Here is a 14,397-nt window from a genome sequence, read left to right on the forward strand (position 1 = left end):
TTATATAATCAATGAAAAAAGCTGTTTTAAAATATCGTTATTCAAATTTTAAATAACATTTTTTCAAAACAGCTTTTTCTTAAAATATTTAATATTAATTTATGCGTCTATTTTAGCATAAGTGGCATTTTTTTCGATGAAATCTCTACGTGGCGGAACTTCGTCTCCCATCAACATCGAAAAGATTCTATCCGCTTCTCCCATATTATCAATCGTCACTTTTCTTAAAATTCGATGCTCAGGATTCATCGTTGTATCCCATAGCTGTTCAGCGTTCATCTCTCCCAAACCTTTATAGCGCTGAACTGTAGATCCGTTCCCCATTTGTGCCATCAAATCCATACGTTCTTCATCTGTCCAGGCATATTCTTTTTTCTGTCCTTTTTTGACCATATATAATGGAGGAGTTGCAATATAAACGTGACCGTTTTCAATCAGACCACGCATATATCGGAAAAAGAAAGTAAGAATCAAGGTAGCAATATGACTACCATCTACGTCGGCATCACACATAATTACTACTTTGTGATAACGTAGTTTTTCTAAGTTCAGAGCTTTACTATCTTCTTCTGTACCAATAGTTACTCCTAAAGCAGTAAAGATATTCTTAATTTCGTCATTTTCAAAAACCTTATGCCCCATCGCTTTTTCAACATTCAAAATTTTACCTCTCAACGGCAAAATAGCTTGAAAATTTCGATCTCTTCCTTGTTTTGCTGTACCACCTGCAGAGTCTCCCTCTACAAGAAATACTTCACATTTTGTAGGATCTTGTTCAGAACAATCCGACAATTTTCCGGGAAGTCCTCCTCCCGTCATAACGGTTTTGCGCTGAACCATTTCACGGGCTTTCTTAGCTGCATGTCTGGCCTGGGCTGCTAATATTACTTTTTGTACTATAATTTTAGCATCATTTGGATTTTCTTCCAGATAGTTTTCAAGCATTTCTGCTACCGCCTGGCTTACCGGCGAAACAACTTCTCTGTTTCCTAATTTAGTTTTGGTTTGTCCTTCAAATTGAGGCTCCATCACTTTTACAGATATAATGGCCGTCAGTCCTTCTCTAAAATCGTCTCCGGTAATTTCAAATTTCAATTTATCTAACAGTCCCGAAGCGTCTGCGTATTTTTTTAGTGTACGCGTTAGTCCCATTCTAAAACCTTGTAAATGGGTTCCGCCTTCATGGGTATTGATATTATTTACATACGAATAAATATTTTCAGCATATGTATCGTTATAAATCAGGGCAACTTCAACCGGAACATCGCCTTTGTCAAGTTCCATTGAAATAACGTCACCGATAATCGGCACTCTATTGCCGTCTAAAAATTTTATAAATTCTTTGAGTCCTTCTTTGGAAAAAAATTCTTCGCTTTTAAATTCACCACTATCTGTTTTTTCACGTTTGTCGGTCAAAACGATTTTTAGTCCTTTATTCAAAAAAGCCAACTCTCTTAAACGGGATGCCAAAGTTTCGTAAGTGTATTCTAAAGTTTGGGTAAAAATAGTTCCGTCAGGTTTAAATGTTACGGCTGTTCCTCTTTTACTTGTTTCTCCAATAACTTTTACCGGATATAAGGCTTTTCCTTTAGAATATTCTTGTTCATAGATTTTTCCGTCATTATAAACAGTTGCCTTTAAATGTTCGGAAAGCGCATTCACACAGGAAACCCCTACACCGTGTAATCCTCCAGAAACTTTATAAGAATCTTTGTCAAACTTACCTCCGGCACCTATTTTGGTCATTACTACTTCTAACGCAGAAACCCCCTCTTTTTTATGAATACCAACCGGAATTCCTCTCCCGTTATCTTCAACTGTAATTGAATTATCTTCATTAATAGTTACCTGAATAGTATCGCAATATCCCGCTAATGCTTCGTCAATAGAGTTATCCACAACTTCGTAAACCAAATGGTGAAGACCTCTTGTGCCAACATCTCCAATATACATAGAAGGACGCATTCTCACGTGTTCCATTCCCTCAAGGGCCTGAATGCTGTCTGCTGAATAATTATTCTTATTTATTTCCTGGCTCATAATTAAATTCTAAAATATATAACGTACAAATATAAGGTTTTTGATAGACTTTATCAAGTTAAGTATACTTTTATATTTGATGAGTACACAATAAAAACGGATAAAAAAAAGGGTTGCACGAACCCTGTTTTTATTCCTTTATTGACTTATTCTAAATGGTGTATTGTAAATTCGCAATTATTAAAAACAAATGTATCTTTCAGTCTTCTGCCCAACAATTCTTTGGCTATCGGTGCATCGACAGATATTGGCAAAACCGAGATTTCTTCCACTACTATTTTAGGCAGTGCCGCAGAAAAGAATAGATGCACCGTATTTACTTTTACTACACTTCCAAATTCAACTTTTTCGCTTTGCTTATTTTCATCTATTTTAGAAACAACATCTTTTAGATCAAAGCATTCCTGAATTTTCTTGCTGAGATTTTCTTGTTCTAAGTGCATCATACTCAAAGCTGTTTCGTGTTTGTCTCCTGCAGAACTTTTGGCGTCATTTTGTGCACCTAACGATAATTCTTCAACAATACTCTGAAAAGCATCTATTTTATCATTAAGCCGCTGAAGACACATCATTTTCAGCTTTTGTTTTAGTGTAGTCATTTTATATTCTATTTAGCTGGTTGTTTTTGTTGTAGCGCAAAAATAATCCATTAATCCTAATCAAAAAAATAAAAACACTGCTTAATTGAGCTTACTTTTGTTCAAAAACGCTTTATTTTCCTAATAATATTAAATTTCTCTTATTAAAAATCAAATTTATACATTGCTCCTCCCAAAACCTGAATTCCTTGCACATCAAAATTACTCCATTGACTGTATTGATCGTTTAACAAATTATTCCCTTTTACAAAAACCGTCCAATTTTTAGTTGGTCGGTATCCCACTTTTAAATTAAAATCTGCATAACTCTTTACATTGACTATTTTACTTTGCATCAAATCTGCATTTTCGTACCAATCTTTTCTTTTTCCTACATAATACAAATCTACTCCGGCAAACCACTGATCAGTGATGTCAAATTTAAAATCTGCACCGGCTTTTATATCCGGCAAATTCCATGCTTCTTCTGCATCAGTACTATAGTTATTATATTCCCCATAGATGCTCATAGAAACATTTTCTTCAAAGTCAAAGCGCAATTCTCCAAAAAGGTTTAGGGTTCTAAGGTCGTAATATCCTACTCCAAATGAATTAGCATATTGATAAGGTTTTAGAGCAGTTACGCTATTCCAGGCATTAAGCATAAATAAAGGTTTATCTCTTTCTTCTGTATAAGATGCTTTAATATTATATGAAATCATATGATCCAACTTTCCTTTCATTCCTACATAACCGTTATACTTTTGATCGGTTGGTGCTACAAGCAAATCTGGCGAAACAAAAGGGTTTTGTTCTACAAAAGAATGATAAGAGTTTTGCTTTAAACCTCCTTCAAGTCCTGCATAAGCAATAACTATATTTTTAACCAAATCATACGATGCTTTTACTTGCGGATATATGTATATATTATTTTCGGTTTTCTCCGCTACTTTTCCGTTGTTGTAATACACCCCTACTCCTAATTGAACAGAATAATCTTCATCTCTTAACACAACACTGGGCTCGACTCCTAGATTAAGGTGAGTAAATTCCATATTACCAGTTGTCAAACCTGTATTTTTATAAGTAGTTCCTACATAATCCAACACTAAACCTAATTGTGCCACATTAATACCAAACGCTGTTTTAATTTTTGGTTTTACCCAAAAGCGATTTTCCGACGTGCTAAAATCATCTCCAAAATGATTATAGTGAATATCGAGATTTGTAAAGGGAATATTTCTAAATTCAAATCCTGCTTCTGCATAAATATTGTTGTATTTGTGCAAAGGATTTATTTTTGCAAGTGTTTCCTTAGTTATTTCTGTATCTAAAATATCTAAGGGCAATCCGTACCAGTTTGCCGTCTGGTACATTCCTCCTACTTTGGCATTCCATCCAAAATTTTGTTTTTGTCCGCCATAAATCAAAGCTCCTTCTGTTTTAGAGTAATCATCATCCAACAAAAGCCCGGAAACTCCACCTTGAGTTGAAAAATGACTAAGAAATCCCGCTACATAGCTCGACTCATCCAACTGTCCGCTCAAAAAGAGTTCTCCATTTAAATTGGTATAGTTTCCTGCTCCAAATAATATGTAATTATTAAAGGCTTTTAATTGACTTCCTTTTTCTACTTCGGCGGCTTTTCCTTTTTCCGGAATAAAAGTTGAAGCGACAGGAAAAGAGTTAATTCTGTAAATCACTTCCTTTTTTTTGTTATCGGTATCTCCTTCCAAATCCGGAGTTTCTTTTATCTTAAAAGCATCGGAAATAGTTGCGTCATATGCTCTTACCACTTCTACCGTTTCTGTTCCTAAATTGGCTTCTTTTTCCTGTGCTATTACACTTGCACTCATGAAAAGTACAGAAGACACAATTGTATATATTTTTTTATTATTCATAGTATTTAGTCAAAAATTGCACATTATTGAGAAATCGAGGAATTTCTTTTAGCTTCTTCTTTTTTAATAAAATCAAGTTCTTTTTGAGCTTCTGTAACTACATCATTATACTCGCTGAAGTTTTTAATTACATTGTCCAAAATGTAAGTAGCTTGATAGCTGTCTTGTAAAGCGTAAAAATTCTTTGCCATTACTATCAGTCCCTTAGCTCCGTAATATTTATATGCGGAATAATCTTTAGCTATTTTTTGAACGCTTTCATTAGAAGCTTCAAATTTGCTTTCCTTGTTTTTAAAGTAAGCATCATAATACAGTGCTTCTGCTGCTAACTCTCCTTTCGCTGATTTTAATATATCTGCATAAGCCTTTTTTGCCTTCTCTATTTCTCCGTTTTTAAAGGCAGTTCGAGCAATAATTATCTGTGCATCGTTTTTTACTTTAGCATCTGCCTTTGACATTTGCAGTATTCGTTCTGCATACTTCAATGCATTGGCATAGTCGTTCTGCTCATAATAAATCTTCATTATATTTGATCCTGAAAAAACCTTGTTTTGTTCTTGGACAGCTTCGTTTTCCAAGCGCTTTAAAACAACAAGCGCTTTTTCGGTATTTTTTTCTTTTAAATATATTTCTGCTAAGCGCGCCAAAGCTATTTCTGTAAAGTCATTTTTATTTTCTTGTGCCACGCTGTTATAATGCTTTTCAGCATTGCTATAATCTTTTGCAGCAAAATACATTTGTCCTAAATAAAAATGAGCTTGTAAAGCTTTTGAACCATTCGGGAAATTTTGAAGATATTTTTTATAACCTGCTATAGCTGCATCTGTATTATTTTGAACATATTGCTTTTCTGCCGATTCATAAGTATCTCTGTCTAATTCAGTATCGGTAACTTCCACAAACGAAAGTCCTTTTACCCAAGTAGCATATTCATCCATTTTTCCTGTATCCATATAAACGAGTTTAGCGTTTTGGACCGCTTCAATAGCTTCTGATGATCCGGGATAATCAGCAACTACTTTTTTAAACTTATCCAAAGCTTCGCTACTTTTATTTCCATTATAATAAATAAGTCCCTGACGCAGAATTGCTCTGGCTTTAAATGAACTGGAAGGATGCACTTTTAATAATGTATCAAACGCAGCTAAAGCCTTAGATGTATTGCCCACCACTACATAAGTAATTCCGATTTCATATTGTGCATCATCAGCAAGATTTGATTTTGGATAATCTTTGACAAATAAAGTCAAATCTTCTATTTTGCGTTGATGACGATCCACAAAACCATAAGAAATAGCTTTCTGGAAACGCGCATATTCAACATCCGATGTATTGCTTTCAATTACTTTATTATACGCTTCCATTGCAGGCCAGTATTTTCCTGTAACAAAATTGCAGTCTCCTAAACGAAGGTAAGCATCTACGCGGCGATTTACATCTTTAGGATTGGTTTGAGTATAATTCTGAAAATGCTTTGCCGCTTCCGGATAATCTTTTAATTTAAAATAGGCATACGCCAAATTATAATTCAAATTTTTATATTCGGGTGTTTCTTTGGCTTCTGCCGAATTTTTATAAAGTTCATAAAACTTTACAGCATCACTAAATCGATTTAAAGCAAAGAGTGTTTCTGCTTTCCAATAGTTTGCTCTTGCTGTATATTTTAAATCCTGCTTTTCCAACAGCGATTTATCAAACAACTTTAAGGCTTCCTCATACACCCCTTCTGCAAATAGTTCTTGTCCTCTGAAAAAAGTTACTTTTTGATAAGCAAGGCGATTAGTTCCTGATTTGTTTTTTTCTAATAAAACCAGTGCTTCTTTAAAATTTTTAGACGTAATATAAGAATCAATCAGTAAGCTTTCCATTTCTTCCTTGTATGGAGAACTTGGATATTTTTCTATAAAAGCACTTAAAACCACTGGTGCACTTTGATATGGGTTTCCGATATCGTAACTTAGTTTTGCATAATTTAAAAATGCATCTTGCTGAATATTGGCATCAAATCGCATTTCAGAAGCATTTTTAAAAGCGTTTAATGCTTGTGTTTTTTTATGTGTATGCAAATAGCTTTCCCCCAAATGATAATAGGCATTTTGGGCAATTCCGTTATCTCCGTCAATAATTTTATTAAACTGTTCAATAGCGCTATTGTAATCATTGGATTTGTAATAAGCATATCCCAATTGGTAAAAATCAGTATTGCTCCACTTTTCATTTTTACCTTTATAATCAAGCAAATATGGAAGTGCTTTATCGTATTCTTTTAAATTAAAATAACTTTCGCCTATGATTTTTGATAATTCAGACTTTTCTTCAGGAGTAGATTTATTAATCTGTACTAATCCTTCTTCTATAGCTTTTTGGAAATTACCTGTTTTAAAGCTCATATCTGCCTGATAATATCCCATTTTTTCTTTATACTCTGTTTTACTTTCTACTTTTCCAAACAGCTTTTTAGCATCGTCAAAATTATCTGTATCATAAGCAATATAGCCCAGATAATAAGTTGCCTGCTCTCCCCATTCTCCATTTTGATTTACTTTTTCAAGGTATTTTTTAGCTTCGCTTCTATTTTTCATAAAAAAGTAGCTATATCCTTTTTCAAAGTTAAACTTATCCAGTCTTTTATCTCCCGAAATACTTTCGTCCTTAACTTTTGATGCGTAATGAAGTGCTTTGGCAAACTCTCCTTTCATAAAAAAATAATCCGTCACTTCAACATAAGCTTGATTTTGCTTTGAACTGGTCGGATAATTTTTCACAAACTCATCTATTTTATCCTCTGCTCCTGCCTGATCTAACCTGATAGCGCAATTTGCTATGTAATACACGCAATCAGCTTCTATTTCTTTATGCGAAACTAATTGGGATTGCTTTACTTTGTTGAATAGGATTTGTGCTGCCAGGTATTGCTCTTCCTGATAAAGACTTACCGCGTGATTAAAATCAGCCAACTCATTCGTATATCCTGCAGATTGCTGAGCATTTGCTGTTAAACCACTTAATGCCAGCGACAAACAAGCTAATCTATTTATTTTATGCATTTGATTCAATTTTTTATGTCAAATATATCATTTATACTATTTAAAAACATATTTTACGTACATATTATTGTGCTAAAAGAACAATATATTTTCAAGGTTTTATAAAATTATTTCTTATTAAAATTAATTTAATCTATTTCATTATAGAAAAGTAGAATCAAAATAAGTAGTCAAAAAAAAACCTTGTTTGAAACAAGGCTTTTTTTTAAATTTAATATTATTAATTGGTAAATAACAATTCGCGGTATTTGGTTAAAGTCCACAATTCATTGTCAACCATCATTTCCAATTTATCACTGTGATAGCGAATAATATCAAAATAAGGCTTTATTTTATTGCAATATGCTTTTGCCTGCTCTTCAACGTCTTCAATATTGTTAGCCGTTTTTCGCTCATTTGTCATTTCTGTTACTTTAGTACTTATTTGCGCAATGTGATGCGAAATTTTTTCTATCAAAACCAATTGTTCGGAAGCTACATCTTTAAACTTCTTTTCTCCAAAAATTTCTTTTAATCCTTTGACGTTTTCAATTACCATATTTTGGTATCTGACTGCAGTTGGAATTACGTGATTTCTGGCAATATCTCCCAGTACTCTTCCTTCAATTTGCAGGCGTTTTACATATTCTTCCAATTCAATTTCATAACGCGCTTCAATTTCTATTTTGGTCATTACTTCCATCTCTTCAAATATTGCGATAGATTGGGGAGCAATTTTTATTTTTAATGCGTCAGGTGTATTTTTATTATTGCTTAACCCTCTTTTTTCTGCTTCCATTTCCCATTCTTCACTATATCCATCTCCTTCAAACAAAATTCGCTCACTTTGCTTAATGTATTCTCTCAATACGTTAAAGATTGCTTCATCTTTTTTAAGTCCTTCTTTTTCTATCAAATGGTCAACTTCTAGTTTAAAATCTTTTAACTGCTTAGCTACAATTGTGTTTAAAACCGTCATCGGCATGGCACAATTTGCCGTTGACCCCACTGCTCTAAACTCCCACTTGTTACCAGTAAAAGCAAAAGGAGAAGTTCTGTTTCGGTCTGTATTATCCAACAAGACATCAGGTATTTTTCCAACTACATTTAATTTTAAATCTGTTTTTTCTTCCGGCGATAGTTTTCCGTCTGTGACCACTTTCAATTCCTCTAAGACCTTTGTCAGTTGTTGTCCGATAAACATAGACATAATAGCAGGCGGAGCTTCATTAGCCCCCAAACGATGATCGTTACTAGCAGAAGCAATAGAAGATCTCAACAGTTCTTCATTGTCATTAACCGCTTTGATTGTATTGATAAAAAACGTCAAGAATTGTAAATTACTTTTTGGCGTTTTGCTCGGACTTAACAGGTTAACACCTGTATCTGTAGCCAGTGACCAGTTATTGTGTTTCCCGGATCCGTTTACGCCTTTGAATGGTTTTTCGTGAAAAAGCACTTTAAAATGATGTTTTTCAGCTACTTTTTTCATCACATCCATCAATAGAGAATTATGATCTACTGCTAAATTCGTCTCTTCAAAAATAGGAGCTAATTCAAATTGGTTAGGAGCTACCTCATTATGTCTGGTTTTAACAGGAATCCCTAGTAAAATACAATTATTCTCTAAATCGTGCATATAATTTAACACTCTGCTTGGAATAGAACCAAAATAATGGTCATCCAATTGCTGTCCTTTTGCAGCTGTATGTCCAAGCAGTGTTCTTCCCGTAGTTAAAATATCCGGACGAGAAGCCGCTAAAGCTGAATCCACTAAAAAATATTCCTGTTCCCACCCTAAAGTAGGAGTTACTTTTTTTACGTTTTTATCAAAATACCGGGCTACTTCTGTTGCTGCAATATCTATCGCATTTAAGGCTTTTAACAAAGGAGTTTTATTGTCTAATGCCTCGCCAGTGTAAGAAATAAACACCGTCGGAATACACAAGGTTGAGCCGAAGATAAATGCCGGAGAAGTAGGATCCCATGCAGTATATCCTCTTGCTTCAAACGTATTTCTAATTCCGCCATTCGGAAAACTTGAAGCGTCCGGTTCCTGTTGAACCAATTGACTCCCATTGAATTTTTCAACCGGATCACCGTCAAATTGCGTTTCAAAAAAGGCATCGTGTTTTTCTGCCGTAATTCCCGTTAAAGGCTGAAACCAGTGTGTGTAATGGGTGACTCCTTTAGACAAAGCCCATTCTTTCATTCCCAAAGCAATATAATCTGCAAGCTTCCGATCTATTTTTATTCCAAACTGCGCATTTTTTACAGCTTGATAAGCTTCAGGCGTCAAAAACTGACGCATTGATTTATCATTAAATACATTATCCCCAAAAATCAATGATTTTCTTCCTAATTCTTCTACTTTTACAGCTACTCTTGATGCAGCTTTTTCTATAGCCCGAAAACGAAATGTTGACATAAATACAATTTTTATATGAGTACCCCCTATTTTTACACAGCAAAAGTAAAATAAAATCATTAAAAACACGATATACCCCTCTATTTTTTATATCAAATAAAAAAAACAGCTTAATCAAATTTGATTAAACTGTTTTTTGCTATCTTCCAAATAGAAAGTGATTAATATTTTTTAACCACACTTATATTCTGCAAATTATATTTTGCTACAACTTCATCATAGCTCAGGGGGTGGATTTCTGAATTACCGCTGTTAGTCGAGTTAAATTTTTGAACAGGATCAGCTCCGGGCACATATATAATTCTAAAAATCATATTCTTTAAAAACCCTGGATGACTTCCGTTTCCGTTAAAAATCCCTAAAGGAGCTGTAGCCCTTGCTATAATTTCAAAATCATTCACTCCATAGTTATAAATGTATTCCAACTCTTCATCTTGCTGCGTTGCGTTGTCATATACAAAATATCGCTGAGGTAAGGGAGACCAAATAGGATTTCCTTTGTTATCGGTGTCTTCCATTACAAAAATTAAAACTACATCACCCAGATATAATTTTACATCATGTTTAACAAGCTGACTAGCTATATTAGCATTTAAATCTCCGTCAAAATTCAATTTTATATCTGTTACATACGGATATACTGTTGGTCCGGGAGGTCCTTCCGGTCCTTCACAATTACTAAAAATTATTCCACTTACAATCAGTGCAAATAACATTGCCATTCTTTTCATAATCTGTTTTCTTTTAATCTTTAAATCCAAAGTTATAATACATTTTTTAAAATGACGATTTAATTAAGGTTTTTTTAATATTTGTAAGTAGCAAAGTAAATTTTTAAAATAAATTTTCAGTAAAAATACATTAAAGATTAATAACAGGGAAAACGATTGTAAATAAAGGCTTTACAATCGTTTTTTGATTTTTTGGTAATGATGTAAAAAGCAGAAAAAAGCGAGGTTATGCAAAAGTAAGGTTACTAAAACGTTACTTTTAAACATTAGGAAAGATATTTTTAATATACTGTATTTCAGCTTTTTGCATAGTTTTTCATATTGTTCCGTAGCTCACATAGATTTAATTTTATCATTAAGAATTGTGAGTATGGAAACGACAAAAAAATCAACGTTTAAGGTTCTTTTCTACCTTAAAAAGAATGCCCCGAAGAAGAACGGGAAAGTTACGGTTATGTGCAGAATTACCGTAAACGGTAATCAGTCTGCATTCAGTGCCAAGTTGGATATTTCCGCAACAAATTGGGATTTGAAGTACGGCAGGGTTTTAGGTAAAAGCCGAGAAGCCCAAGAAACAAACAGCAAACTTGACAAAATCCGTTCAGGTATTGAGGAATGTTATTCCAAAATCCTAAAGAACGAGGGAACGGTAAACAGTATTAAACTCAAAAATGCCTTTCTCGGTATGGATAGTGGAGAGCTGACCTTTTTCAAGTTCTATGAACAGTTTCTCTCCGATTATGAGAAAAAGGTCAATAACGGACTTCGGGTAAATGGCACACGCAGTAAGTACAAAACACTTTTAAAGCACCTGCGAAATTTTGCACTGACAAAATACGGTTATTCTGACTTATCATTCAACGACCTTACATCTGATTTTGTGCAGGACTTTGATTATTACCTGCGTGACGAACAGAGCTTGACACACAACACCATTTGGTTGTATATGATTGGATTTACCACGCTTTGCCGTTTGGCAATGAGCAGGAAGCATCTTGCTTTTAATCCGTTCAGCGAGTACAAGAATACCAAAAAGGACAAAGACAGAGGTTATCTGTTGCGGAACGAGTTGGAACAGCTTGTAATGTTCAATTGCGAGAAAAAGAAAGACGAATTGGTTAAAGACCTCTTTGTTTTCAGTTGCTTTACTGGTCTTTCCTATTCAGATATGAAAGGGCTTAGAAACAGTAATATTCAGGATTTCTTTGACGGTAACCAGTGGATTATCATACGTAGGAAAAAAACAGCCACATCGTCAAACGTGATGCTGTTGGATATTCCCAAAATGATTATCGAAAAATATATAGGATTTTCAAAAGACGGAAAGGTATTTCCTGTACCCTCAAATACAGTCTGCAATGACAGCCTAAAGAGAATATCACAACTGATTGACTGCCTGAAAGAAAAGAAGGTAACCTTTCACTTGGCACGTCATACGTTTGCCACGCTGTTTTTGAGCGAAGGCGTACCACTTGAAAGTTTGAGCAAAATGTTAGGGCATAAAAATATTGCCACCACACAGATTTATGCCAAGATACTCAACGAGAAAGTTGGAAAGGATATGCAAAAGGTTTCCCATAAATTTAAGGGTATGGAAAAGTCATTTGTTTCGCAACTCTGAACAGTGATTTATAATTCTGATGTACAAAAGTCAATGTTAACTGCATTGGCTTTTTTTGTAATTTAGGCATTGATAAAATAATATCTACGAAAAGTTAAAATAGTATAAATATTGACCAGTTTCGGGGTTATACAAACAGTAAAGAAGATGCCGAAATCAGGAGTAAAAAAGAAAGTATGACACAAGATGAACTGATAATAAATTGGAGCGATAAAATCCTTCAACATTTACTGAAACTCAAAGAAGAAAAATATCTTGACCTAACTTTTTGGCTTAGAAAAAAAGATAGTGAAAGACTTAGAAAAGGATATTGGTTTCAAGGAAGTCATTACATTTTTCTCGGTTTGGTAAATAAAGGCGATTGGAAAAACAAAACTAGACAAGCAGGTTTGGTATTTAATTTTTGGGATATTGAAAATCCCAATGCCTATCTTGAGTTAGCATTTCAATCAGAAAAAGACACACAAATCATACAAGCTTATGAAGAAATAATTGAGAAAATAGGAGGATTCGAACAAAAGGGCAAAGGCAATTACTATAAGCATTATCCTGAAACAGATTTCATAAAAATAATTAACTCTTTCTATTCAAACGAGTGGAAAATATTTATAGAGACTTTTGAAAAATTTAATCTTACAGAAGAATTAATCATACCCGAAGACAAGTTTCAGAGCTTATTGAACAGAACATTGCAAGTTAAAGAGAATAGAGATATTGAATTACCACAAGATACTATTCACGAACCAGATGACGACATAAATTATTGGTGGTTAAATGCAAATCCAAAAATTTGGTCAATTAGTAAACATAATGTTGGGGAGAAACAGACCTATACCACCCATAATGAAAAAGGAAACAAAAGAAGAATCTACAAACATTTCGAAGCTACCAAAAGAGGTGATTTAATGATTGGGTATGAAAGTACCCCTACTAAGCAAATAAAAGCTATCTATGAAATTACACAAGGAATTCATAATACAGTCAAAGGAGAAGAAATTGAGTTTGAACTGATTGAAAAATTAGAAATTCCTATTCATTGGAATGATTTGAAAAACAATCCCTCGCTTCAAGAATGTGAAGTCTTTATAAATAACCAAGGAAGTTTATTCAAGCTGACAGAGGAAGAATATGAAATTATAAGAGAGATTATTGATAATAAAAATATTATCACAGAAAAACTCCTTCAGTCTGAAAACATCAAGAGTTACAAATTTTCTGAAGATGCAGACAAGCCATTTATCAGTGAAGAAGATTTCTCGAATACAGTTTCATTATTAAAGCGGAAGAAAAATATAATTCTACAAGGTCCTCCAGGTGTAGGAAAGACTTTTATCGCTAGAAAACTTGGTTATGAAATTATGCAAGAGATAAAAGATACTAATATTGAAATGGTTCAATTTCATCAATCTTATAGTTATGAGGATTTTATACAAGGTCTACGCCCTACCCAAAAAGGAGGGTTTGATTTACGAGATGGTATTTTTTACTCATTTTGTCAAAGAGCGTTGGCTCATCCTGACCGTCCTTTCTTTTTCATAATTGATGAAATCAATAGAGGTAACTTAAGTAAAATATTTGGCGAGTTATTGATGTTAATTGAAGCTGATAAAAGAGATGAAAAATTTGCATTAAAACTTACATATTCAGAAGATGAAGAAGACCGATTTTATGTTCCAGAAAATCTGTATATAATTGGTACAATGAATACAGCTGACCGTTCTCTTGCAATAGTAGATTATGCTTTGAGAAGAAGATTTGCTTTTGTTTCATTACAGCCTGATTATGGTCTAAACTTTCGCTCGTTTTTAAGTGACAAAGGTTTGTCAGAAGGAATTATTGAACACATATGCACTTCAATTTCAAAATTAAATTTCAAAATAAAAGAAGATGTTAACCTTGGAGAAGGCTTTCAAATTGGACATAGCTATTTTTGTACATACTCAAATGATAGAAATGAAAATCAGTGGTGGTCGGACATATTAAATTATGAACTAAAGCCGTTGCTGGAAGAGATTTGGTTTGACGACCTTTCAAAAGTTTCTGATATATTAAAACAGCTTTCAAGGTAAAAA

General features: G+C 33.7%; 8 protein-coding genes. 2 read left to right on the top strand and 6 right to left on the bottom strand.

What is annotated here, in order from left to right:
- Positions 1 to 99 precede the first annotated feature (99 nt).
- The 6 genes from gyrB to C8P70_RS00295 all read right to left on the bottom strand — a co-directional run bounded on the left by gyrB (position 100) and on the right by C8P70_RS00295 (position 10,704).
- Positions 100 to 2,040, bottom strand: a complete 1,941-nt coding sequence (gene gyrB / locus C8P70_RS00270) for a DNA topoisomerase (ATP-hydrolyzing) subunit B (protein WP_133711346.1) — start codon at positions 2,038 to 2,040, stop codon at positions 100 to 102.
- Between the two features lie 146 nt (positions 2,041 to 2,186).
- On the bottom strand, positions 2,187 to 2,639 hold the full coding sequence (locus C8P70_RS00275; protein ID WP_133711347.1) for a hypothetical protein: 453 nt from the start codon (positions 2,637 to 2,639) through the stop codon (positions 2,187 to 2,189).
- 143 nt (positions 2,640 to 2,782) lie between these two features.
- Positions 2,783 to 4,519 carry a TonB-dependent receptor gene (locus tag C8P70_RS00280; RefSeq protein WP_133711348.1) on the bottom strand — a complete coding sequence of 579 codons (1,737 nt, stop codon included), beginning with the start codon at positions 4,517 to 4,519 and terminating at the stop codon, positions 2,783 to 2,785.
- Between the two features lie 23 nt (positions 4,520 to 4,542).
- A complete protein-coding gene (locus C8P70_RS00285) occupies positions 4,543 to 7,566 on the bottom strand; it encodes a tetratricopeptide repeat protein (protein WP_133711349.1) in 3,024 nt (1,007 codons plus the stop codon).
- 220 nt (positions 7,567 to 7,786) lie between these two features.
- Positions 7,787 to 9,973 carry a glutamine synthetase III family protein gene (locus C8P70_RS00290; protein ID WP_133711350.1) on the bottom strand — a complete coding sequence of 729 codons (2,187 nt, stop codon included), beginning with the start codon at positions 9,971 to 9,973 and terminating at the stop codon, positions 7,787 to 7,789.
- Positions 9,974 to 10,134: 161 nt separating this feature from the next.
- Entirely contained in the window at positions 10,135 to 10,704 is a 570-nt protein-coding gene (locus tag C8P70_RS00295) for a hypothetical protein (protein ID WP_133711351.1), read from the bottom strand.
- 370 nt (positions 10,705 to 11,074) lie between these two features.
- On the opposite strand from C8P70_RS00295, the gene C8P70_RS00300 reads away from it, so the two are divergent.
- Together C8P70_RS00300 and C8P70_RS00305 are read left to right on the top strand one after the other, a co-directional pair.
- Positions 11,075 to 12,325 carry a site-specific integrase gene (locus C8P70_RS00300; protein WP_133711352.1) on the top strand — a complete coding sequence of 417 codons (1,251 nt, stop codon included), beginning with the start codon at positions 11,075 to 11,077 and terminating at the stop codon, positions 12,323 to 12,325.
- A 176-nt stretch (positions 12,326 to 12,501) separates the two neighbouring features.
- Positions 12,502 to 14,394 carry an AAA family ATPase gene (locus C8P70_RS00305; protein WP_133711353.1) on the top strand — a complete coding sequence of 631 codons (1,893 nt, stop codon included), beginning with the start codon at positions 12,502 to 12,504 and terminating at the stop codon, positions 14,392 to 14,394.
- Positions 14,395 to 14,397: the final 3 nt, after the last annotated feature.

This window comes from Myroides indicus (assembly GCF_004364575.1).
Taxonomy (GTDB): domain Bacteria; phylum Bacteroidota; class Bacteroidia; order Flavobacteriales; family Flavobacteriaceae; genus Flavobacterium; species Flavobacterium indicum_A.